The organism is Streptomyces lusitanus (assembly GCF_042647945.1).
Taxonomy (GTDB): Bacteria; Actinomycetota; Actinomycetes; order Streptomycetales; family Streptomycetaceae; genus Streptomyces; species Streptomyces pseudogriseolus.
Map to the genome: position 1 here is coordinate 292,388 of NZ_JBHRWL010000011.1, position 20,745 is coordinate 313,132.

The window sequence follows — 20,745 nt, forward strand, 5'->3', positions numbered from 1 at the left end:
TACCCCCTCCATCCCCGTCCGTGCCGCCCCCGGGCCCCCGCCCCGCCGTCGGCCGGTCCGCCCACCGCGGGACCTACCCCGCCCGCACGCTCCACACTCACCACGCCCTCCCTTCACGACCGCCCGCCCACACGGGCACCCGGCGCACCACCGCCCACCGCCACGCCCCGCTCACGACCGCCCCTCCGCGACGATCCGCAGCGCCCGGCGGAGCGCCTCCGCCTGCGCGGGGGCGAAGTCCGCGTAGAGGGCGGCCAGGAAGCTGTTGCTCTCGTCGAGGACAGCGTCCTCGGGCAGCAGCCCGGCGGGCACGCACTCCGCGAGCGCGCTGGCGGCCTCGTCGACCCGCGGATCGTCGGCACCGACCCCGTCGAGCTCGTCGAGCAGCCGGTACACGTCCATCGCCCGCTCCAGCCCGCCCGGCGCCCCGACGACCCCGCTCATCAGCCCCATCAGCCGCTTCCGCTCCTCCGGCGGCGCGGAGGTCTCGATCAGCGCGAGGATCTCGCGGTCCTTCGCGGCCATCGGGGAGTCGGTCAGACGGGCGGTGTCCCGGAACAGCGCGGCCAGCTCCGGCGAGACGGGGCCATCGGCGGCCGTCCCGCCCTCCGACTCCCGCAGCGTCCGCAGTCGCGCCCGCCGCTCCCGGATCGCCTCCTCCTGCCGCGCCAGGTCCTCGTCCAGCTCCGCCAGCACCTCGGCGAGGTCCTTGCCCGCGTCGTCCGCGAGCACGTCCCGCACCTCGGCGAGCCCCAGCCCCAGCTCGGTCAGCCGCCGGATCCGCGCGAGCACGACCGCGTGCCGCAGGGTGTAGTCCCGGTACCCGTTCCCGAGCCGCTCCGGCTCCGGCAACAGCCCGAGATGGTGATAGTGCCGCACCGCCCGGGTGGTGACCCCGACGGCCGAGGCAAGCTCTCCGATCCGCATGCCCCCAGTAGAAACGTTGACGTCGCGACAGGGTCAAGCGAACGAAGCGGCGTCCGCGAGGGACTGTGCTCCTGTGCCACGGCAAGCCCCTCGCCCTCGACACCCTTCGGTTTCGACCTGGACACCGCCGACTTCCTCTGATCCCCTGGATCCGGGGGTGGGACGTCGTGGGGAACGTGCGGGAACAGGCCAGGTGGACCCGGGCGCGGCTGGGGCGGTGCGGGCCCGCGCTGGATCTGCTCACCGCCCGGTTCGCCCGGCACGAGTACGCCCCGCACGCGCACGACGAGTACACGGTCGGGGTCACCGTCGGCGGGCTCGAGACGATCGCCTACCGCGGCGGACGCATCGTGTCCGGACCCGGTTCGATCGTCGTCCTGGAACCCGGCGAGATGCACACCGGCGGCCCCGCCGCCCCCGAGGGCTACGCGTACCGCGCCCTCTACGCCGCCCCCGCCCTCCTCGGCGACGGCACCCTCGGCACCGGCCACCCGTACTTCCCCGAACCGGTCCTGCACGACGCGGAGCTGGCCGCCGCCCTGCGCCGTACGCACACCGACCTCAGCGCCTGCCCCGACCCGCTGGAGGCCGAGTCGCGCCTGCCCTGGCTGCTCGCCGCGCTCGCCCGCCGCCACTCCACCGCCCGCGCCGACGACGCCGCAGTCCCCCGGGCCCGGTCCGTCGCGCTCACCGTCCGCGACCGCCTCGCCGACGAACTCCTCGCCCCGCCCTCCCTGGCCGACCTCGCCGCCGACCTCGGCCTCTCCCGCTACCAGCTGCTGCGCGCGTTCCGTACGACCATGGGCGTGCCGCCGTACGCGTGGCTCGCCCAGTACCGGGTGACCCGGGCCCGCGCCCTGCTGGAGGCGGGGATGCGGCCCGCGGAGGCGGCCGCCCTCGTCGGCTTCGCCGACCAGGCGCACCTCACCCGGTGGTTCCGCCGCGTGCTCGGGGTGACCCCGGCGGCGTACCGCAACAGCGTTCAAGACGCGGGTCGCCGGCCCGGCGCACACTCCGTCACATGACTGCACGCGGCTGGTTCCTGTTCTCCCTGATGGGAGTGGTCTGGGGCATCCCCTATCTGATGATCAAAGTGGCGGTGGACGAGGTGTCCCCGTCGGGCGTGGTCTTCGCCCGGTGCGCCGTCGGCACGCTTCTCCTGCTCCCGTTCGCCCTGCGTCAGGCGGGCCTCGCCCAGAACGTGCGGGCGCACTGGAAGCCGATGCTGGCGTTCGCGGTCATCGAGATCGTGGGCCCCTGGTACACCCTGACCGACGCCGAACGCCACCTCTCCAGCTCCACGGCCGGCCTGCTGATCGCGGGCGTCCCGAGCGTCGGGGTGCTGCTGTCCCGCGCCTTCGGCCGGGCGGAGGCCCTGGGACCGCGCCGGATCACGGGCCTGGCCCTCGGTCTCGGCGGCGTGGGCGTCCTCACCGTCCCCCACCTCACCGGCGGCGACGCCCTCTCCCTCGCGGAGGTCCTGGTCACGGTCGTCGGCTACGCGACGGCCCCGCTGATCGCCGACCGCCACCTCAAGGACGTCCCCACCCTGCACCTGATCACGCCCTGCCTGGCCCTGGCCGCCCTGGTCTACGCCCCCGCGGCGATCGCCTCGCGTCCCGCGGCTCTCCCCGCGCCGGAGACCCTGGCCGCGCTGGCCGCACTCGGCGTGGTCTGCACGGCGGTGGCGTTCGTCGCCTTCCTGGAGCTGATCAAGGAGGCCGGCCCGATCCGCGCGTCGGTGATCACGTACGTCAATCCGGCGATCGCGGTGGCGGCCGGCGCGCTCTTCCTGGACGAGGCCCTGACCGCCACCGTGCTGGCCGCCTTCGTCCTGATCCTCACCGGATCGGTGCTGGCCAACGCGCGGGAACGGAAGCCGGCCGGGCGGCGGGTACCATGGTCGACACGGCAGACGAGCCGGGCGGACGGCCGCGTGGAGTCCCCCTAGGGGGCTTCCCGAGGAACGTCCGGGCTCCACAGGGCAGGGTGGTGGCCAACGGCCACCCGGGGTGACCCGCGGGACAGTGCCACAGAGAACAGACCGCCGGGGACCGCAAGGCCCTCGGTAAGGGTGAAACGGTGGTGTAAGAGACCACCAGCGCCTGGGGTGACCCAGGCGGCTAGGTAAACCCCACCCGGAGCAAGGTCAAAAGGAAGCACCCCGGTGCTTCTGCGCGGACGATCGAGGGCTGCCCGCCCGAGTCCGCGGGTGGACCGCACGAGGCCGGTGGCAACACCGGTCCTAGATGGATGGCCGTCGCCCCGGCGCCCGCGAGGGCACCGGGGAACAGAACCCGGCGTACAGCCCGACTCGTCTGCCGCTCCCCTTCTTTCCGTGCGTCTACTGCTCGGGCGCGATCTTCGCGACGTCGCCGACGTCCCGCCGTCGAATGCGTTCCAGGTGCTCGGCGAACACCTCGGCAGCGTGTGGGTTCATGCGCGTCAAAGCCACCATGCCCGTCACGATGACGTCGCAGACCTCCGCCTCGACCTCCTCCCAGGTGTGGGAGAAGCCCTTGCGGGGGTTCTGCCCCATCGCCCCGATCGCGGCCTCGGCGACCTCGCCGGCCTCCTCCTGGATCTTGAGCAACTGGAAGAGGATCCGCTGTTCGCGGGGGAGCGTGGAGTGCTCCTCCAGCCGGGTCGCGAGGCGGGCGATCGTGGTCCAGGTGTCGTTCACGTGCGGCTCCCTCGTGGGTCGGTCATCGGTGCGGCGAAGGGACGGTCAGCGGTCCTGGGTGAGCGCCACCAGTTCCGCGAAGAGGCCGCCGGCGTTGACGAGGTCGTCGTATCCGCCCTGTTCGATGATCCGGCCGTGCTGCATGACCACGATCCGGTCGGCGAGGCGGGTGTTCTCCAGCTGGTGGGTGACGACGATGGTCATCCGCTCGGCGGCGATCCGCTTGATCTCCAGGAAGATCTGGTGCTCGCCGCGGGGGTCCATCTGGGAGGTCGGCTCGTCCAGGATGAGCAGGGGGGTACGCCGGTAGAGGGCGCGGGCGCAGGCCAGGCGCTGCCACTGGCCGCCGGACAGCTCGGCGCCGCCGAACAGTTCGCGTGCGAGGAGGGTGTCGAGCTGCCGGGGCAGCTTCTCGACGGCCTCGCGCATGCCGACGGCGTCGACGGCGGCCCACACGGGGCCGTCGTCGAAGGTCCGGGGCTGGCCGAGGGTGATGTTCTCCCGCGCGCGCAAGGGCCAGCAGGCGAAGTTCTGCGGGACCAGCGCGGTGCGTTTCCACACCGCCTCCGGGTCGGCGTCGGCGAGATCCGTGCCGTCCCACAGCACGCGGCCCTTGTCGGCGAGCAGGATGCCGGTGATGAGCTTGGTGAGGGTGGACTTGCCCGAGCCGTTCTCGCCGACGACGGCCACAATCTCGCCGCGGCGCAGGGTGAGGGAGACGCCGGCCACGGCGGGTTCCTCCTTGCCGGGGTACCGGTAGGCGGCCTCGTCGAGGCGGATCTCGTCCACCCGCTCCGGGATGGTCAGCCGGCCGCGCTTCGGGGCCTGTTCGGCCGCGGTGTCGAGGAAGGACCGCATGTCGGCGAGGTAGAGGGAGGTGTGGAAGAGAGCGGCGCCGTGGAGGACGACCTGGGACAGGGCGGCGAGCGCGGTCTGGACGCCGACCACGGCGGTGGCGGCGACCGCCAGGCCGACCCGGCCGGTGGAGGCGAGCCAGGCGAGGGCCGCCCAGGTGAGCAGGAGGAACAGGCCGCCGACGGCGGACGTCGTCAGGGTGATGCGGAGCATGCGCGGCGCCGCGGTCAGGGTGCGCCGGTCGATGCGTTCGGACAGGGCGCGGTACCAGTAGGTCAGGTAGCCGGTCATGCCGTTGGCACGGACCTCGTCGCCGTTGCGGGAGGAGGTGGCCCACCAGCGCATCATGCCGCGTACGTTGCGGTCGCCGACGTTGGCGTAGTGGGTCTCGTAGTCGACGCGGGCGGACAGGACCGCCCCGGCGCCGGCGGGGAGCACGGCCAGGAGCAGCAGCGGAAGCAGCACCCAGTGCAGTGCGGTGATCACGCCGGCCGCGGCGATCATGCGGATGAGCGCCGACATGAACCGCTGGGCGTCCCTGACCATGTAGGTGGTGCGCGTGACGCCCACCTCGGCGGCCTCCTGCCGGTCGGCGAAGCCGTCCGTGTCGTGGGCGGCCGCTTCGACGTGGCAGACCGCGGAGACCAGGGCGACGTCGGCCTCGGTGACCAGGCGGGGCGTGATCCGGCCGTCGGCGTAGGCAGCGAGGGCGCCGCTGACCCGGCCGATGGCCGCCGCGGCCGTGACGACCGTGAGGGCGGGGAGGGCGCCGTGCAGGCGTTCGGACACCGTGCCGACGCCGAGGAGGTGGGTCATGGCCTGCGCGGTGAAACCGAGGACGACGGCGGCCGCGGTTCCGGTGAGCATCTGACAGGCGAGGAGCAGGACGACCCCGCGCCGGTCGACGGCCCACGCCATCCGTGTGGTGTCGCCGAGGACCGAGGGCAGCCGGGCGCACATCTTGCGGAAGTCGGCTTCTTCCAGCGGGTTCTTCCCGGACTTCCCCTCGTAGACGATGGCGGCCGGAGGCGGCGGTGGAGGCGTCGGGGAGCTTTCGGCAGAGGCGGCGGTCGGGGGCACCTGCATCCCTCCTTGGGGTCGGCGCCGTGCCTGGACGGTCCGGCGGTGCCTGGCCCAACGAGGGGCGGAGCGAATCGAACACGCTCGATTCCGGTCGTCGGCGCGGCCCGGAAACAAGGGGCGCCGCGCGCACGGCGTCGGCGCCGTACGGCTTCCCGCGGGACCGGGACTGGCCGAAACGCCGACGCTTGGTACGGGTGTGGCCGGTGGGTTCCGATTCATACCGGGTTCCGAACCGGGTCCCGTAGCGGATTCCGAGCCGGGTTCCGAACCGGGTCCCGTAGCGGATTCCGAGCCGGGTCCCCGAACCAGGTCCCGAACCGGATGCCGTTCCGGGACTCCCGTTTCCCTCCGCCTCCCCCCGGGAAAGCTCCCCTTCCCCTCCCTGAGAGCGTCCGTGTGGCCCCGCTCACGCAACCCGGCGCGAGCCGTCGTCACCGAAGCTTCACGAGCGGCCGGGTTTCTTCACCTTCATGTCCTCCTCGTTACCGAGGTCAGGCGTGAAGAGCCCCTGGCATACCCGCAGTTGGCTGAAAATCGATGCCTCGTGTGTGTGAAACGAGTGACAAAAGGCCTGCTGTGAAGCAGATGTGACGGACCGTCAGGTGCGGAGCGGGGCGCGTTGTCGCACTCCGGCCCGGCTCGTCCGGCCTCGTCACGGCTACCACAGCGGAACGCACGAGCGATGGGTTCACGACGAACTGATTTAGCTGACGGGCTGTTCAGCAAGCGGGGCTTCCGCACCCATCGGGGTGATTAGCATGAGCCGTACGTGGTCGGAAGATCGCCTTCTGTCGGCCGATCCCCCTCCCGGCCCGCGGCCGTCGTCCTACGGCCGCCCCTTCCCCTGTTCTCACCGACCGAGGGACCGCTCCATGCCAGTGCCTGCTTCTCCCAGCCAGCACCCGCCGGCGGGGGCGCCGCGCACCTCGTTCGCCGCACGGGCGGCCGTACTGGTGGTGACCGCCGCCGCCGGTGGTGCGGCACTCGCCCTGGCGCCGTCCGGCGCCACCACCTGGGCCCTGGCCGTCGTGCTGGCCGGATGGGCGTGCGTCGCCGTCACCGTGCTCGTCGACCACCGCCTCGTCCAGCGGGCCCGCTCCACCACCGCCGACCGGGAGGCGGAACTCGGCCGCCTCCGCGCCGAGGCGGCCCGGCGCTCCGCGGAAATCTCCCACCTGGCCGGAGCCACCCTGCCCAACCTGGCCGAACGGCTGCGGGAGGGCATCAGCGCGGCCGACGCGCTGGCCGCCGTGCCCCCGCCGTCCGACCCGCAGCTCTCCCGCGTCACGCACGCCTTCGCCGCCACCGTCGAGGATGACGTGCGGCGCGTGATCGCCGTCGAGGACGAGTACCGCGCGATCCGGCACGAACTCGACCAGGCCGCGGCCGAACACGACCGCTTCGTACGCGAGACGATGCCGGCCGCGATCGGCCGGCTCCGCGAGGGCCGCTCCGCCGACACCGTGCTCGCCTCCACCGAGCTGCCGCAGCACCCCACCCTGCGCCTCCCCGCGGAAACCTTCATCCGCGAACTCGCCTACAGCGAGCGCCGCGCCGCCGCCGCCCAGGCCGCCTCCGCCAAGGCGCTCAGCCGGGTCCAGGCCAAGGCCGTCCAGATGCTCGCCGACCTGCGCGAGATGCAGGAACGACACGGCGAAGAGGTGTTCGGCGACCTGCTGAAGCTCGACCACAGCACCTCCCAGCTCGGCCTGATGACCGACCGGCTGGCGCTGCTCATGGGCGGCCGGTCCAGCCGTGCCTGGAACAAGCCGATCGTGATGGAGAGCATCCTGCGCGGCGCCGCCGGCCGCATCGCCGCCTACCAGCGGGTGCGCCTGCACTGCTCCACCCGCAGCGCGGTCGCCGGCTTCGCCGCCGAGGGCGTCATGCACCTGCTCGCCGAACTCATGGACAACGCGGCGAACTTCTCCCCGCCCATCGACGAGGTGCACGTCTACGTCGAGGACCGCAGCGCCGGCATCGTCGTCACCATCGAGGACAGCGGCCTGAAGATGGCCGACGCGGCGATGCGGCGCGCCGAGGAGTCCGTCACCGGCCGCGTCACCGACCTCGCCTCGCTCCAGGGCACCCGGCTCGGCCTGGCCGTCGTCGGCCGGCTCGCCTCGAAGTACGACATCAGCGTCAACTACCGCCCGTCCTCCCGCGGCGGCACCGGCGTCGTCGTCCTGCTGCCCCTGCACCTGCTCGCCCAGCAGCGCGAGCCGTCCCCGCACGAGACGGCCGGCCGCGGCGTCGCCCGCGGGGTGCCCGCCCAGTCCCCGTCCGCCGCGTCCCCGTCCGCCGCGGCCCCGCTGCCCACCCGGGGCGCGGACGCGCCGGCCCCGGCCGGTTCCCGGAGCGACGCCGACGCGCTGCCCGCCCGCGCCCTCGGCGGCGAGCGTGACAACGCTGCCGAGGTCCGCCCCGCGGCCGCCGCGCCCGCCGCCTCCCCGGAGCCCCCGGCCCCCCGCACCGAGCGTCCCGACCTGCCCTCCGTGCCCGGCCAGGGGCGGCACCGGCAGCCCGAGGGCACCACCCCCAACGGCCTCCCGGTCCGCGCCCCCGGCCGCACCATGGCCGAGGCGGAACGCGAGCGCGAGCAGCGCCAGTCGGCGGCCGCCCGCTCCGGCGACACGGGGTCCGCACGGCGCGGGGCACGCGACGCCGGCTCCCGCTTCGGCGCCTTCCACCGCGGCGCCCGCCAGTCCGGCAACGGCGTCACCGGCACCTCCGGCAACGGCCTCACCGGCAACCCGGGAAGCGGCCTCACCGGCGCGGCCGGCCACAGCGACGGCGACGGCGCCCAGCCGCCCGCGGCTCCCTAGTCCCACCCCATCCCGTACGGCGCCGCCCCCGGCCCCGTACGGCGTCCGGGGCGACGGCGCCCCTTCCCGCTCGAGCACGTGAGATAGGAGGAACGGGCCGGTGACCGGCCAGCCGGACACCACCGTCCCAACACCCACCATGCAGACGACCACCGACAACAGCCTCAACTGGCTCCTGCAGGGGCTCCTGGAGCGGACCCCCGGCGCACGCCACGCCCTGGTCCTCTCCCGGGACGGCCTCAAGCTCTGCTGGAGCGAGCACCTGACCCTCGACCTCGCCGACCAGCTCTCGGCCATCTGCTCCGGCATCCAGGCCCTCGCCCAGGGCGCCTCCATGGAGTTCGGCGACGGCACCGGCGGCGTACGGCAGTCCATGACCGAGTTCCACGGCGGACTGCTGTTCATCGTGGAGGCCGGCGAGGGCGCGCACCTCGCCGTCGTCGCCGGGGAGGAGGCCGACCCCGGCGTGGTCGGGCACCAGATGATGGAGCTGGTCGAGCAGATCGGCGACCACCTGCGGGCCGAACCGCGAACCGAGGCCGCGGGGAACGGCACCTCGTGACTCCCCGCAAACCCGTCGACACGGGCGACCCGGACCGGCTCTACACCGTCACCGGTGGACGCAGCCGCGCCCACGAGGCCTTCGACCTGGTCACCCTGATCGTCAGCGAGAGCGCGCCGACGCCGGGAATGCAGTCGGAGCACGCCCGGATCCTGGCCCTGTGCGAACACCCCGTCGCCGTCGTCGAGGTCGCCGCAGAACTCGGGCTGCCGGTCACGGTCGTACGCATCCTGCTCGGGGACCTGCTGGACACCGGGCGCATCACCGCGCGCCACCCGCGGGCGGCGGCGTCCGTCGCCTCCCTGCCCGATTCCGCCCTACTCCAAGAGGTGCTCCATGGACTCCGCAACCTCTGAGCTGCCCGCCCACCGCACACCGCTCCGCGACACCGCGGAGACGGGACTGAAGATCGTCGTCGTGGGCGGGTTCGGCGTGGGCAAGACGACCCTGGTCCGCTCCGTGAGCGAGATCCGGCCGCTGAACACCGAGGAGGTGATGACGCAGGCCGGCGTGGGCGTCGACGTGACCGACGGGGTGGCGGCGAAGACCACGACCACCGTCGCCTTCGACTTCGGGCGGATCAGCCTCAACGACCGCATGGTGCTGTACCTGTTCGGCGCGCCCGGGCAGGAACGCTTCTGGTTCCTGTGGGACCGGCTGTTCTCCGGCACGCTCGGCGCCGTGGTCCTCGTGGACACCCGCCGGATGGACGACTCCTGGTACGCCATCGACCGGCTGGAGCACCACGGCACGCCGTTCGTCGTGGCCGTCAACCGCTTCGACGAGGACGGCGCCCGGTACTCCCTGGAGGAGATACGCCAGGCGCTCGCCCTTCCCGCGCACGTGCCGATGGTCGACTGCGACGCCCGGGTCCGCGCCTCCGGCAAGGACGTGCTGATCACCCTCGTGAACCACCTCCACGACCTGGCCACCGCCAAGGAGGCGACACTGTGACCGATCAGGCCGACCCCTTCGCGTCCCTGGCCCGCACCGGCGCCGAGCCGCCCCCCGGGTGCCCCGCGCACGCCGGGGCGGTGAGCATGACCGGGGCGGAGTACCCGCAGACGCCGTCCAAGCTCTACCGCATGCTGCGCCGTGACCACGGCCCCGTCGCGCCGGTGCTGCTCGACGGCGGCATCCCGGCCTGGCTGGTGCTGGGCTACACCGAGGTCAGCTATGTGACCAGCCACGACGAGCTGTTCGCGCGGGACTCCCGGCGCTGGAACCAGTGGGAGAACATCCCGCCGGACTGGCCGCTGCTGCCGTTCGTCGGCTACCAGCCGTCGGTGCTGTTCACCGAGGGCGACGAGCACCGGCGGCGGGCCGGCGTGATCACCGACGCGCTGGAGGGCGTCGACCAGTTCGAGCTCTCCAACGAGTGCCTGCTGATCGCCGACGATCTCATCGCCCGGTTCGCCGGCAGCGGCCAGGCCGAGCTGATGACCGACTACGTGCACGTTCTGCTGATGCGCACCGTGGTCCAGATGTGCGGCATGCCGTCCACCGGCGACGACACCCTCCGGTTCGTCGACGACCTGCGGATCTCCCTGGACGCCGGCGAGGGCGAGGACCCGGTCGCCGCGTACGGCAGGGTGGGCGAGCGGCTGCGGCAGCTGGTGAAGGAGAAGCGGGCCGCGCCCGGCCCGGACGTCACCTCGCGCATGCTGATGCACCCGGCGGGGCTGACGGACGAGGAGGTCGTCCAGGACCTCATCTCGGTGATCGCGGCGGCCCAGCAGCCGACCGCCAACTGGATCTGCAACACGCTGCGTCTGCTGCTGACGGACGAACGCTTCGCCGTGAACGTCTCGGGCGGCCGGCTCAGCGTCGGTGAGGCGCTCAACGAGGTGCTGTGGCTGGACACGCCGACGCAGAACTTCATCGGGCGCTGGGCGGTACGGGACGTGCAGCTCGGCGGCCGGCAGATCAAGGCCGGCGACTGCCTGGTCCTGGGCCTCGCCGCGGCCAACACCGACCCGCAGATCTGGCCCGAGGGGCATGTCGGCGCGGAGAACGCCGCGCACCTGTCCTTCTCCAACGGCGAGCACCGCTGCCCGTACCCGGCCCCGCTGCTGGCGGACGTGATGGCGCGCACGGCGGTCGAGACGCTGCTGGAGCGGCTGCCGGACCTGGTGCTGGCCGTCGAGCCGGAGGAACTGGTGTGGCGTCCGTCGATCTGGATGCGGGGCCTGATGGAACTGCCGGTGCAGTTCACGCCGGTGGTGCAGTAGCGCCCCACGGCGGTACGTGAGGGGTGCTCAGGGGCGCTGCCCCCGCGGGCGGGCCGGTGCGGCGGACCCGGCCGGGGCGGGGGCGGCGCGTACGACGGTGAGCGGCGCGGGTCAGCCCTGGACCGGCGTGAACCGGACCGGGAGGCTCTGCACGCCGCGGGTGAAGACGCCTTCCTCGGCCGTCCGGAACCCGTCGGCGAGCCGGACGTCCGGCATGGCGTCGAGCAGCTGGTTCATGCCGGTCTCCACCTCGGCCTTGGCCAGCAGCGCGCCGACGCAGAAGTGCCGGCCGAGCGCGAAGGCGAGGTGGTCGGCGGCGGCGGAGAAGGCCGTGGTGGTGGTGAGGTCCTCACGGAAGATGTCGAACCGGTCCGGGTCGGCGTACCGCCGCTCGTCCCGGTTGGCGGCGCCTATCAGGCAGGTGACGGTGGCGCCCGGGGGTATGGTGCCGCCGGTGACGGTGACCTCCGTCGCGGACTGCCGCATGATCATGTGGACCGGCGGGGTGTACCGCAGGGTCTCCGCGAAGGCGCGCGGTATCAGCGAGCGGTCGGCGCGGACGGCGGCGAGCTGGTCGGGGTGGGCGAGCAGGTTCGCGAAGATGCCGGCGATGGCCTTGTCGGTGGTCTCGCCGCCGGCGGCCAGCAGCAGGCTGCAGAACGCCTTGACGTCCTCGTCGCTCATCCGTACGCCGTCGACCTCGGCGCTGCACAGCGCGGACAGCAGGTCGTCGCCCGGGTTCTCCCGGCGGTCGCGGATGATCGGCAGCATGTACTCGGCGAACTCCACCCGGGTCCGCTCACCGGCCGCCGCCACCTCGGGGTCGCCCGACAGGTTGCCGAGGAAGGCGATGACGGCGGTGTACCAGCGGTGGAAGCGAGGGTGGTCGGCCTTGTCCAGGCCCAGCATGTCGGCGATGACGTTGACCGGGAAACGGGTCGCGTAGTCGTCGACCAGGTCGGCGGAGCCCTTGTGGCGGAAGGCGTCGATCAGTTCACGGGAGTTGCGCTCGATGACCGGCAGGAACTTCTGCTCCAGTTCCTTGCCGCGGAACGCGGGCGCGACCAGGGCGCGCCGCACGGCGTGCTCACGCCCGCTGAGCTGGAGGATCGTCTTGCCGTGCACGGGCTCGATCTGCCAGGCGTAGTTGTCGGTGGTGAACTCGCCGGCCTTGTCCTTGAAGACGCGCTCGACGTCCTCGTAGCGCGACACGATGTAGCTCTTGGTCGCCTCGTGCCAGATGAGGGGCGCGGACTCGCGCATCACGCGGTAGGCCGGGTAGGGGTCGGCGGCGAACTCGGGCGAGAGGATGTCGGGCACCTGCTGGGCGGTGGACATGGGGCTCCCTGTGATCGTGATTCATGTACCGCACAAGGTTATTGATCAACCGTCAGTAGCGACAGAGCGCCCGGTGGCCGGATCTGCTCGAACCATGAACCGGCCGAAAATCGCCCCTTGCCGACGCTGGGGGCCGCTCACGGGCGTCGGCACTCGCGCGGTCGTCATACGCGTATTACGATGCCTCTATGGCAAAGGCTCGGATCAGCATCAGCCTGGACCAGGACCAGGCCGAACGCATCAGGCAGCACGCGGAACGGGCGGGCATGGACGTCTCGGCGTACCTGGTGCACGCCGCCACGCGCCAGATGGCGGAAAGTGACGCCATAGAGGAACAGTTCGCCGAGGTGGACGCGCTCATCGCCCGGGCGGAGCAGGCGGCGGACGGGCTTCCCGGTGAGCGCGACGCGGGCGAACCCGCCGCGGAGCTGACGGAGCAGGAGCGCCGTGAGGTCGAGGAGGCCCTGGGACTCGTTCACGGCCGGGACCGGGCAGGCCGCCGCCCGGGTCACGCGGCATGAACGCACGGGTGCCGGTCTACGACACCGGGATGCTCATCGCCCTCGCCGACCGCAAGGCCAAGGCGGTCGCGCTGCACGAGGGACTGCGCACGGTCCCGCACCGGGCGCTGGTGCTCGGACCGGTCCTCGCCCAGGTGTGGCGCCCCCAGCCGGCGCTCGTGCATGCCCTGTCCGGGGTGCTGAAGGACTGCACCGTCCCGCAGGCGCGTACGTCCGAGCCGCCGATGCGCGAGACCAGGGCGGGCCGCCCGGAGTGCCTGGCCTGTACGACGGGTCCGGACCTCGCGGACTGGCGGCGCATCGGCACCGCTCTGGGCGGGGCGGCACTGCCGCCGAAGAAGCGGCCGGACGCGGTGGACGTCTGGGTCGCACTTGCCGCGGCCCGGCACGGCAGCGCGGTGATCTTCACCACCGACCCGGGGGACATCCATGCCTACCTGGCCGTCCTGGCGCCGGCGGACGTGCATGTGGTCGCGGTCTGACGCGTTGAGCCACGCGAGCCGAGCCAGGAAAATGGTGTGCGCCGGTCACCCCCGTCTGACAGGCTCCTCGCTGTTCGAAGGGGGAGCCCGTGACCAAGCTGAACCAGATCATCGCGGTCGAGAAGGGTGTCAAGAGCAAGTCGCTCCAGGACATCAACGCCGCGCACGCCAAGGTGCAGAAGCCGGCGCTGCTGGCCGGCATCTCGCGCACGTACCAGCCGAAGGACGAGGAGGGCGAGCAGCTGCCGCCCGAGTCCACGCGGGTGCAGGTGCAGGCCGAGGACGTGCTGCGCGAGGTGTCCGCCTCGCTGACGCGGCTGTTCGACGTCACCGCGACGAAGGACTGGGCGAACTGCCTGGCCCGCGCGGACGTCACGGTCGACGGGCGGACGGTCGTCGCCGACGTCCCCGTCAGCTATCTGCTCTTCCTCGAGAAGCAGCTCGCCGAACTGCACGGCTTCGTCAAGAAGCTGCCGACGCTGGACGCCGCGGAGTCCTGGTCGCTCGACCCGTCCACGGACTGGTGGAAGACCGACGCGGTGCGCACCATCCGTACGAAGAAGGTGCCGCGCAACCACGTCAAGGCGGAGGCCACGGAGAAGCACCCGGCGCAGGTCGAGGTGTACTACGAGGACGTGCCGATCGGTTACTGGACCACCGTGAAGTTCTCCGGCGCCCTCCCCGCGCGGCGGGTGAACGAGCTGCTGGAGCGCGTCGAGAAGCTCCAGCAGGCCGTGAAGTTCGCCCGCGAGGAGGCCAACGGCACCGAGGTCACCGACCAGCGGGTCGGCGACGCGGTGTTCGGCTACCTGTTCGGCTGACGCGCGGCGCGGCCACAGGTGGCAACCACGATCGCCCCCGCGTGCGAGCGCGGGGGTGCGCCACAGGGCGCGGGCCGGGTGAGGACCGGTTCGCGCCAGGAGCGCAAGCTGACACTGAAGTTCAGCCTGAAGAGGCGGTCCGCCGCAAAGGCGGCCGTCGTCAATCTCAGACTCTCGCTCCAGTCTCAGCATCGCCGCCGATCGCCGGGCGACCGGGGACGGACGAACGCCGTCGGATGCGAGTTCGACTCTCGCCTGCGCCTCTTGCACGGCGCGGTAGTTCAAAGGAAGAACACGACGGCCTGACGACTGATCCGTCCTCAATCGCCGCCGGCGTGCGAATTGGGTGGCATCCCCAGGGGCCCGGGAGCTGGATACGACTCCCGGGCTTCGCCACGTTTCCGCTCCGCGAGAGGGTGGGCCCGTGACGTATCTCGCCGCGTTCGAGGGGAAGGGCGGCCACGCCGTCGACCGGAGCGTACTGGCAGGCGCCCTCCGTACGGACTGGCCCGGGGCGAACGTCTCCATGAGCGGCGACGACACCCCCGGACGCGACGTACGGGACGTGACCTGGCAGTACGAGGAGGCGGGCCACCGCCTCGAAGGGCGCTCGCACGTGGACGGCACATGCCTCTATCTCGAAGGCCCCCTGCACCTCGCGGTCCGTTTCGCCGTCTGGTACCGACGCCTGGTCCCGCCGATGGTGGAGCTGATCCTCTGCGACGACGCGTACGGCTTCGCGGTGACGGTCGATGTGGAAGTGATCCCCGCGACCGTCGAGCGGGCGGTGAGGGCGCATGAGTGACGTCTCGCGTTCCGCCGCCTATGTCTACGTGGGGCCGACGGAATTGCGGCAGGGGGTGACCTCCGTCGGTGGGGCGACCGTTCTCGACATCGGCGATCTCGAGCGTTTCCTCTCACAGCGGCCGGCGTCCGAAGTCGCGGAACCGTTCACCTACGTCGTCGACACCGCCGGGCGGCTGCTGCTCGCGCCTCGGCGCTCGGAGCACGTCGCCTGTGCCGGTGGGGAGGCGGTGCTCGGTGCGGGGGAGATCGGGTTCCGGCGCAGCGGCGCGCGGTGGTCCGCGGAGTACGTCAGCAATCAGTCCACCGGGTACTGCCCCGACCTGGAGTCCTGGGCCGCCGTCGCCCGAAGCCTCGACCGCGCCGGGATCGCGCACGGCACCGGATTCACACACGCGATCGTCTTCCGGTGCTGCCCGCGCTGCGAGGGCTGGAACGTTGTGAGGGAGCAGACCTACGTGTGCGCCCTGTGCGACGCGGACCTGCCCGTGGAGCGGACGGCGGCCCCATGACACGCGCCCGCACCGGGCCGTCGTCCACACCCCCCCTTGCCCTCGCGCGCGCTCCAACTCCTACCGTCCCCGGCATGGAGTTCACACGCACACTGGGACGCAGTGGTATCCAGGTCAGCGCGCTCGGGTTCGGGTGCTGGGCCATCGGCGGGGAGTGGCAGGACCGGGGCGGGCAGCCGCTCGGGTGGGGGAAGGTCGACGACGAGGAGTCCGTGCGGGCGGTCCGGCGGGCGCTCGATCTCGGTGTCACCTTCTTCGACACCGCCGACGTCTACGGCGCCGGGCACAGCGAGCTGATCCTGGGCAGGGCGCTCGGCTCGCGGCGGGACGAGGTCGTCGTCGCCACCAAGTGGGGCAACCTCTTCGATGCGGACACCCGCACCCTCACCGGCGCCGACGACTCCCCGGAGCACCTCCGCCGTGCCCTGACCGCCTCCCTGCGCCGGCTCGGCACCGACCACGTCGACCTCTACCAGCTGCACCTCGCCGACGCCGACCCCGACCGGGCCGCCCGGCTGCGCGACGCCTGCGAGGAGCTGGTCGCCGAGGGGCTGATCCGGGCGTACGCCTGGAGCACCGACGATCCCGCCCGCGCCGCCGTCTTCGCCGAAGGGCCGCACTGCGCCGCCGTGCAGCACGCGCTCAACGTCCTCGACGACGCCCCCGAGATGCTGCTGCTCTGCGAGAAGGCGGGCCTCGCGTCCGTCAACCGCAGCCCCCTCGCCATGGGTCTGCTGACCGGCAAGCACCGCGGCGGCCGGCCGCTGGAGACCGGTGACATCCGCAGCCGCCCGCCTGCCTGGCTGCGCGGGTTCGGCGACGGCAGCGGCGCCGACCCCGCGTGGCTGGCCCGCGTCGACGCGCTCCGTGACATCCTCACCGGCGGCGGCCGCACCCTCGCCCAGGGCGCCCTGGCCTGGCTGTGGGCGCGCAGTCCGCGCACGGTGCCCATCCCCGGGTTCCGGTCCGTCGCGCAGGCCGAGGAGAACGCCGGTGCGCTCGACAAGGGCCCGCTGACCGACGGGGAGTTGGCGGAGGTGGAGCGCATCCTTCGGCGATAGCCCACAGAACGGTGCGGCAGCCGTTCCACCCGCCGGTGTGCACCCGCGGTCCCGCGCGGGCCCACCCCCAGCCGGCGATGTGGAACGGCTGCCGCCTCCCCCCTGGATGTGGCTCGACGGAAGGCCGCTGCCTCAACTGTGAAGCTTTGGTGGAGACGAGTTGAGCATAGATCCATCACCGGCCGCAATGGGTCGGATGCGTCAATTCCGATTGTGGGGATCGCGGCACGCCGGCAGGGCAGGAACGCCTCAGCCCCGCCCCACGTACGGCATCCCCGTCGCCAGCACCGTCGCGAACTGCACGTTCGCCTCCAGCGGCAGCTCCGCCATGTGCCGCACCGTGCGCGCCACGTCCGCGACGTCCATCACCGGCTCCGGCGCGATCTCCCCGTTGGCCTGGAGCACTCCGGCCCGCATCCGCTCCGTCATCTCCGTCGCCGCGTTGCCGATGTCGATCTGGCCCACCGCGATCCGGTACGGACGCCCGTCCAGCGCGAGGGACTTGGTCAGGCCGGTCAGCGCGTGCTTGGTGGCCGTGTAGGCGACCGAGCGGGGGCGCGGGACGTGCGCGGAGACCGAGCCGTTGTTGATGATCCGGCCGCCCTGCGGGGTCTGCCCCTTCATCTGCCGGTACGCGGCCTGCGCGCACAGGAACGCCCCGTTGAGGTTGGTGTCCACCACGTGCCGCCACGCCTCGTAGGGCAGCTCCTCCACCGGCACCCCGCCGGGCCCCGACGTACCGGCGTTGTTGAACAGCAGGTCCACCCGGCCGAAGCGTTCGACCGTCGCCGCGAACAGTGCCTCCACGTCCGCCGGTTGTGACACGTCCGTCGGCACGATCAGGGTCTCCCCGCCGGCCTCCTCCGCCGTCTCCTCCAGCGTCTCCGACCTGCGCCCCGCCAGCGCCACCGACCATCCCCCGCGCAGCAGTTCACGGGTCACCGCGCGTCCGATCCCGGAGCCCGCCCCGGTGACCACCGCGACCCCGGTCCGCCCGGTCCGTCCGTCCGTTTCCTTGGCGTTCATGGGCCCGCAGCGTACGGGAGGGTTCGCCATGCGGACCTCATGCGACCGTCATCCGGATGCTGTGTACGCGTCAATGCCCCGTCGTTCCCGGCCGGTGCAATTCCTCCCGCACCCACATGTCCGCCAGGGGAGGACCGATGACGCAGGACCCGCAGGACCCGACGACATCCGGAGCGCGCCCGTCCCACGCGCCCGAACTCCGCGCCGCCGCCCGTCACATCGGCCGCCGCCGCTTCCTGACCGCCACCGGAGCCGCCGCCGCGCTCGCCTTCGCCGTCGGCGTGCCCGGCGCGGGCACCGCGGCCGCCGCCGAACTGGACGGCGCGCGGCTCACCGACGACCCCTTCACCCTCGGCGTCGCCTCCGGCGACCCGCACCCCGACTCGGTGCTCCTGTGGACCCGCCTCGCGCCCGTCCCGTACCAGGCCGACGGCGGACTGCCCGCGCGCCGCGTCACCGTCGAGTGGGAGATCGCCCTCGACGCCCGCTTCCGCAGCGTCGTCAGACGCGGCAAGGCCACCGCGCACCCCGAGTTCCACCACACCGTGCACGTCGAGGCCGGCGGGCTCGCCCCCGGCCGCGTCTACCACTACCGCTTCCGCGCGGGCCGCTTCACCAGCCCCGCCGGCCGCACCCGCACCGCGCCCGCCGCCCGCAGCCGCGCCGCCGGCCTCACCTTCGGCGTCGTCTCCTGCCAGCGCTACGACCAGGGCTACTACACCGCCTACCGGCACCTCGCGCAGGAGGACCTCGACGTCGTCTTCCACCTCGGCGACTACCTCTACGAGTACGCCGTGAACGACGCCGCCGGCTCCCGCGCCTACCCGGCCGGCACCCTGCCCTCCGGCCTGTTCAACCGGGAGACCGTCACGCTGGAGGACTACCGGCTGCGGTACGCCCTCTACAAGTCCGACCCCGACCTCAGGGCGGCGCACGCCGCGCACCCCTTCGTCGTCACCTGGGACGACCACGAGACCGAGAACAACTACGCCGACGACACCCCCGAGAACAGCGTCCCGCCGGAGGAGTTCCTGCTGCGCCGGGCCGCCGCCTACCGCGCCTACTGGGAGAACATGCCGCTGCGCCGGCCTCAGCTCCCCGAGGGCCCCGACCTGAAGTTGTACCGGCGGCTGCACTGGGGCCGGCTGGCCCAGTTCGACGTGCTCGACACCCGGCAGTACCGCTCCAACCAGGCCTACGGCGACGGCTGGCAGTACCCCGGCGCGGAGTCCGAGGACCCCTCGCGCACCCTCACCGGCGCCGCCCAGGAGCGCTGGCTGACCGACGGCTGGCGCCGCTCCGACGCGGTGTGGAACGTCGTGCCGCAGCAGGTCACCTTCTCCCAGCGGCTGGACAGGACCACCCCGCCCGCCAAGGTTTCCATGGACTCCTGGGACGGCTATCCGGCCTCCCGCCAGCGCGTGCTGGCCGGCGCGCAGGCCGCCGGTGTGGAGAACCTGATGGTCCTCACCGGCGACGTGCACGTCCACTACGGCTTCGACATCAAGCGGGACTTCTCCGACCCCGGCTCGAAGACCGTGGGCACCGAGATCGTCACGACCTCGATCACCAGCGGCGGCAACGGCTCGGCGAAGCCCGCCAACTGGGACACCATGACGGCCGCCAACCCGCACATGCGGTTCTACAACGGCCTGCGCGGCTACACGACCGTCACGCTCGGCCGGGAGCAGGCGCGCGCCGACTTCAAGACGGTCTCCCACGTCACCACGCAGGGCGCGCCGCTCACCACCGCCGCCTCCTTCGTCACGGAGGCGGGGGACCCGGGGCTCAAGCCGGCGTGACTCGAGCCCGGGTGACTCGAACCCGGGTGACTCCCCGGGTGACTCAAGCCCGCGTGACCGCCGCGCGGTCCGGGCGGGCGTCCTCGCCCGGGTCCGCGTCCTCACCCGGGTAGCGGACGCCGACGCGGTCCCGGATCGCGTCGAGCGTCCGCATCACGGCGAGGGTGCCGTCCAGCGGCACCACCGGCGACTCCGTCTCCCCGGCCCGCAGCGCCCGCATCACCTCCGCCGCCTCGTGCTTGAGGCTGCCGCGCGGGCCGTCGGCCGGGTCGGCGGCGAACTCCTCGGCGTCCCGCCCGTCCCGGTGCAGCACGAACCGCTCCGGGAAGAAGAAGCCCTCGGGCACGTCGATCCGCCCCTTGGACCCGGTCACCGACGCGGAGGTGGCCGTACCGCCCACGATGGAGCAGTGCACCGAGGCGAGGGCGCCGCCGTCCCAGGAGAGCAGCGCCCCCGTCTGGAGGTCGACGCCCTCCTCGGAGAGCGTCGCCCGCGCCACGACGTCCGCCGGCTCGCCGAGCAGCAGCTGGGCGAACGACACCGGGTACACCCCGAGGTCCAGCAGCGCACCGCCGCCGAGCGCGGGGTCGCGCAGCCGGTGCGTGGCCGGGAACGGGCCCGCGAGCCCGAAGTCCGCCTGGACATGACGCACTTCGCCGATCGCGCCGTCGGCGACCAGCGCCTTCAGGCGGCGCACCATGGGGTGGCAGTACATCCACATGGCCTCCATCAGGAAGCGCCCGCCGTCCCGCGCCGCCGTGACCAGCTCGGCCGCCTCGCGCGCGTTGAGCGTGAACGGCTTCTCGCACAGCACGTGGTGACCGGCCTCCAGCATCATCCCGGCCGCCGCGCGGTGCGCCGCGTGCGGTGTGGCGACGTAGACCACGTCGAGGTTCTCGTCCGCCGCGAGCGTCTCCCAGTCGCCGTAGGCGCGCGGGATGCCGAACCGGTCGGCGAAGGTCTTGGCCGACTCCGCCGAGCGGGACGCCACCGCGACGACCTCGGCGTCGGGCATGTCCACCAGGTCCGCCGTGAACGTCGCGGCCATGCCGCCGGTCGCCAGGATTCCCCAGCGCACCTTCTGCTCTGTCATCCGTCCCACCCTGATCGTGTCGTTCGCCGTATCGTCGACGAGGTCCATGGAAGCGCTCCCATGACATCGTCGTCGACGCCGAGCACTCCGTACGAGCTGAGAGCATAGGGAGCCGATGG

General features: G+C 72.7%; 19 protein-coding genes, 1 other RNA gene and 1 pseudogene. 15 read left to right on the forward strand and 6 right to left on the reverse strand.

The features are described 5' to 3' along the window. Nucleotides 1-171: 171 nt before the first annotated feature. Nucleotides 172-927, reverse strand: a complete 756-nt coding sequence (locus ACFOSY_RS19275; RefSeq protein WP_394308449.1) for a MerR family transcriptional regulator — start codon at nucleotides 925-927, stop codon at nucleotides 172-174. Between the two features lie 167 nt (nucleotides 928-1,094). Here ACFOSY_RS19275 and ACFOSY_RS19280 point away from each other — a divergent pair, with 167 nt between their 5' ends. From ACFOSY_RS19280 to rnpB, 3 genes and pseudogenes are all read left to right on the forward strand, one after another. Further along, nucleotides 1,095-1,952, forward strand: coding sequence for an AraC family transcriptional regulator (locus ACFOSY_RS19280; RefSeq protein WP_394308451.1), 858 nt, complete (start codon nucleotides 1,095-1,097; stop codon nucleotides 1,950-1,952). 59 nt (nucleotides 1,953-2,011) lie between these two features. Further along, nucleotides 2,012-2,731: pseudogene (locus ACFOSY_RS19285) on the forward strand (DMT family transporter); the annotation flags it as partial. Nucleotides 2,732-2,843: 112 nt separating this feature from the next. Continuing rightward, nucleotides 2,844-3,248, forward strand: an RNA gene (gene rnpB, locus ACFOSY_RS19290) — RNase P RNA component class A. A 23-nt stretch (nucleotides 3,249-3,271) separates the two neighbouring features. On the opposite strand, the gene ACFOSY_RS19295 is transcribed toward rnpB, so the two are convergent. Both ACFOSY_RS19295 and ACFOSY_RS19300 read right to left on the reverse strand, forming a co-directional pair. Then, entirely contained in the window at nucleotides 3,272-3,610 is a 339-nt protein-coding gene (locus tag ACFOSY_RS19295; protein ID WP_394308453.1) for a hypothetical protein, read from the reverse strand. 45 nt (nucleotides 3,611-3,655) lie between these two features. Beyond that, nucleotides 3,656-5,551: an ATP-binding cassette domain-containing protein gene (locus ACFOSY_RS19300; protein ID WP_394308455.1), complete on the reverse strand. Its 1,896-nt coding sequence runs from the start codon at nucleotides 5,549-5,551 to the stop codon at nucleotides 3,656-3,658. Nucleotides 5,552-6,420: 869 nt separating this feature from the next. Between ACFOSY_RS19300 and ACFOSY_RS19305 the strand changes: the two genes are divergently transcribed. The 5 genes from ACFOSY_RS19305 (at nucleotide 6,421) to ACFOSY_RS19325 (ending at nucleotide 11,166) form a co-directional block, all read left to right on the forward strand. After that, a complete protein-coding gene (locus ACFOSY_RS19305; protein WP_394308458.1) occupies nucleotides 6,421-8,373 on the forward strand; it encodes a sensor histidine kinase in 1,953 nt (650 codons plus the stop codon). Between the two features lie 139 nt (nucleotides 8,374-8,512). Then, nucleotides 8,513-8,935 (forward strand): roadblock/LC7 domain-containing protein, encoded by a 423-nt coding sequence (locus ACFOSY_RS19310; RefSeq protein ID WP_394308969.1) that lies wholly within the window; start codon nucleotides 8,513-8,515, stop codon nucleotides 8,933-8,935. Continuing rightward, on the forward strand, nucleotides 8,932-9,291 hold the full coding sequence (locus ACFOSY_RS19315; RefSeq protein WP_394308460.1) for a DUF742 domain-containing protein: 360 nt from the start codon (nucleotides 8,932-8,934) through the stop codon (nucleotides 9,289-9,291). The genes ACFOSY_RS19310 and ACFOSY_RS19315 overlap by 4 nt, the downstream gene beginning before the upstream one ends. Further along, nucleotides 9,272-9,889 carry a GTP-binding protein gene (locus ACFOSY_RS19320; protein WP_394308463.1) on the forward strand — a complete coding sequence of 206 codons (618 nt, stop codon included), beginning with the start codon at nucleotides 9,272-9,274 and terminating at the stop codon, nucleotides 9,887-9,889. Before ACFOSY_RS19315 ends, ACFOSY_RS19320 begins: the two co-directional genes overlap by 20 nt. A gap of 86 nt (nucleotides 9,890-9,975) precedes the next feature. Continuing rightward, nucleotides 9,976-11,166, forward strand: a complete 1,191-nt coding sequence (locus ACFOSY_RS19325; protein ID WP_394308972.1) for a cytochrome P450 — start codon at nucleotides 9,976-9,978, stop codon at nucleotides 11,164-11,166. A gap of 111 nt (nucleotides 11,167-11,277) precedes the next feature. Here ACFOSY_RS19325 and ACFOSY_RS19330 read toward each other — a convergent pair whose 3' ends face one another. Next, nucleotides 11,278-12,504, reverse strand: coding sequence for a cytochrome P450 (locus ACFOSY_RS19330; protein WP_394308465.1), 1,227 nt, complete (start codon nucleotides 12,502-12,504; stop codon nucleotides 11,278-11,280). 188 nt (nucleotides 12,505-12,692) lie between these two features. On the opposite strand from ACFOSY_RS19330, the gene ACFOSY_RS19335 reads away from it, so the two are divergent. The 6 genes from ACFOSY_RS19335 (at nucleotide 12,693) to ACFOSY_RS19360 (ending at nucleotide 16,705) form a co-directional block, all read left to right on the forward strand. Then, nucleotides 12,693-13,025 carry a plasmid mobilization protein gene (locus tag ACFOSY_RS19335; RefSeq protein WP_394308467.1) on the forward strand — a complete coding sequence of 111 codons (333 nt, stop codon included), beginning with the start codon at nucleotides 12,693-12,695 and terminating at the stop codon, nucleotides 13,023-13,025. Then, on the forward strand, nucleotides 13,022-13,507 hold the full coding sequence (locus ACFOSY_RS19340; protein WP_394308468.1) for a hypothetical protein: 486 nt from the start codon (nucleotides 13,022-13,024) through the stop codon (nucleotides 13,505-13,507). The genes ACFOSY_RS19335 and ACFOSY_RS19340 overlap by 4 nt, the downstream gene beginning before the upstream one ends. A gap of 89 nt (nucleotides 13,508-13,596) precedes the next feature. Then, entirely contained in the window at nucleotides 13,597-14,328 is a 732-nt protein-coding gene (locus ACFOSY_RS19345) for a DUF7873 family protein (protein WP_394308470.1), read from the forward strand. 424 nt (nucleotides 14,329-14,752) lie between these two features. Continuing rightward, nucleotides 14,753-15,133 (forward strand): hypothetical protein, encoded by a 381-nt coding sequence (locus ACFOSY_RS19350; RefSeq protein WP_394308472.1) that lies wholly within the window; start codon nucleotides 14,753-14,755, stop codon nucleotides 15,131-15,133. Beyond that, entirely contained in the window at nucleotides 15,126-15,644 is a 519-nt protein-coding gene (locus tag ACFOSY_RS19355) for a hypothetical protein (RefSeq protein WP_394308474.1), read from the forward strand. Before ACFOSY_RS19350 ends, ACFOSY_RS19355 begins: the two co-directional genes overlap by 8 nt. A 74-nt stretch (nucleotides 15,645-15,718) precedes the next feature. Next, nucleotides 15,719-16,705 (forward strand): aldo/keto reductase, encoded by a 987-nt coding sequence (locus tag ACFOSY_RS19360; RefSeq protein WP_394308476.1) that lies wholly within the window; start codon nucleotides 15,719-15,721, stop codon nucleotides 16,703-16,705. A gap of 249 nt (nucleotides 16,706-16,954) precedes the next feature. Here the strand turns inward: ACFOSY_RS19360 and ACFOSY_RS19365 are convergent, their stop codons facing one another. Beyond that, a complete protein-coding gene (locus tag ACFOSY_RS19365) occupies nucleotides 16,955-17,731 on the reverse strand; it encodes an SDR family oxidoreductase (protein ID WP_394308483.1) in 777 nt (258 codons plus the stop codon). Between the two features lie 137 nt (nucleotides 17,732-17,868). Here ACFOSY_RS19365 and ACFOSY_RS19370 point away from each other — a divergent pair, with 137 nt between their 5' ends. After that, nucleotides 17,869-19,533, forward strand: a complete 1,665-nt coding sequence (locus tag ACFOSY_RS19370; protein ID WP_394308485.1) for an alkaline phosphatase D family protein — start codon at nucleotides 17,869-17,871, stop codon at nucleotides 19,531-19,533. A gap of 43 nt (nucleotides 19,534-19,576) precedes the next feature. Here the strand turns inward: ACFOSY_RS19370 and ACFOSY_RS19375 are convergent, their stop codons facing one another. After that, nucleotides 19,577-20,626, reverse strand: a complete 1,050-nt coding sequence (locus tag ACFOSY_RS19375; protein WP_394308487.1) for a Gfo/Idh/MocA family protein — start codon at nucleotides 20,624-20,626, stop codon at nucleotides 19,577-19,579. Nucleotides 20,627-20,745: the final 119 nt, after the last annotated feature.

Excerpts from the sequence above, each read along its gene's own strand:
- ACFOSY_RS19275 (WP_394308449.1), bottom strand. The coding sequence starts at position 927 with ATGCGGATCGGAGAGCTTGCCTCGGCCGTCGGGGTCACCACCCGGGCG.
- ACFOSY_RS19300 (WP_394308455.1), bottom strand. The coding sequence starts at position 5,551 with ATGCAGGTGCCCCCGACCGCCGCCTCTGCCGAAAGCTCCCCGACGCCT.
- ACFOSY_RS19305 (WP_394308458.1), top strand. The coding sequence starts at position 6,421 with ATGCCAGTGCCTGCTTCTCCCAGCCAGCACCCGCCGGCGGGGGCGCCG.
- ACFOSY_RS19310 (WP_394308969.1), top strand. The coding sequence starts at position 8,513 with ATGCAGACGACCACCGACAACAGCCTCAACTGGCTCCTGCAGGGGCTC.
- ACFOSY_RS19320 (WP_394308463.1), top strand. The coding sequence starts at position 9,272 with ATGGACTCCGCAACCTCTGAGCTGCCCGCCCACCGCACACCGCTCCGC.
- ACFOSY_RS19325 (WP_394308972.1), top strand. The coding sequence starts at position 9,976 with ATGACCGGGGCGGAGTACCCGCAGACGCCGTCCAAGCTCTACCGCATG.
- ACFOSY_RS19330 (WP_394308465.1), bottom strand. The coding sequence starts at position 12,504 with ATGTCCACCGCCCAGCAGGTGCCCGACATCCTCTCGCCCGAGTTCGCC.
- ACFOSY_RS19335 (WP_394308467.1), top strand. The coding sequence starts at position 12,693 with ATGGCAAAGGCTCGGATCAGCATCAGCCTGGACCAGGACCAGGCCGAA.
- ACFOSY_RS19340 (WP_394308468.1), top strand. The coding sequence starts at position 13,022 with ATGAACGCACGGGTGCCGGTCTACGACACCGGGATGCTCATCGCCCTC.
- ACFOSY_RS19355 (WP_394308474.1), top strand. The coding sequence starts at position 15,126 with ATGAGTGACGTCTCGCGTTCCGCCGCCTATGTCTACGTGGGGCCGACG.
- ACFOSY_RS19360 (WP_394308476.1), top strand. The coding sequence starts at position 15,719 with ATGGAGTTCACACGCACACTGGGACGCAGTGGTATCCAGGTCAGCGCG.
- ACFOSY_RS19365 (WP_394308483.1), bottom strand. The coding sequence starts at position 17,731 with ATGAACGCCAAGGAAACGGACGGACGGACCGGGCGGACCGGGGTCGCG.
- ACFOSY_RS19370 (WP_394308485.1), top strand. The coding sequence starts at position 17,869 with ATGACGCAGGACCCGCAGGACCCGACGACATCCGGAGCGCGCCCGTCC.
- ACFOSY_RS19375 (WP_394308487.1), bottom strand. The coding sequence starts at position 20,626 with ATGACAGAGCAGAAGGTGCGCTGGGGAATCCTGGCGACCGGCGGCATG.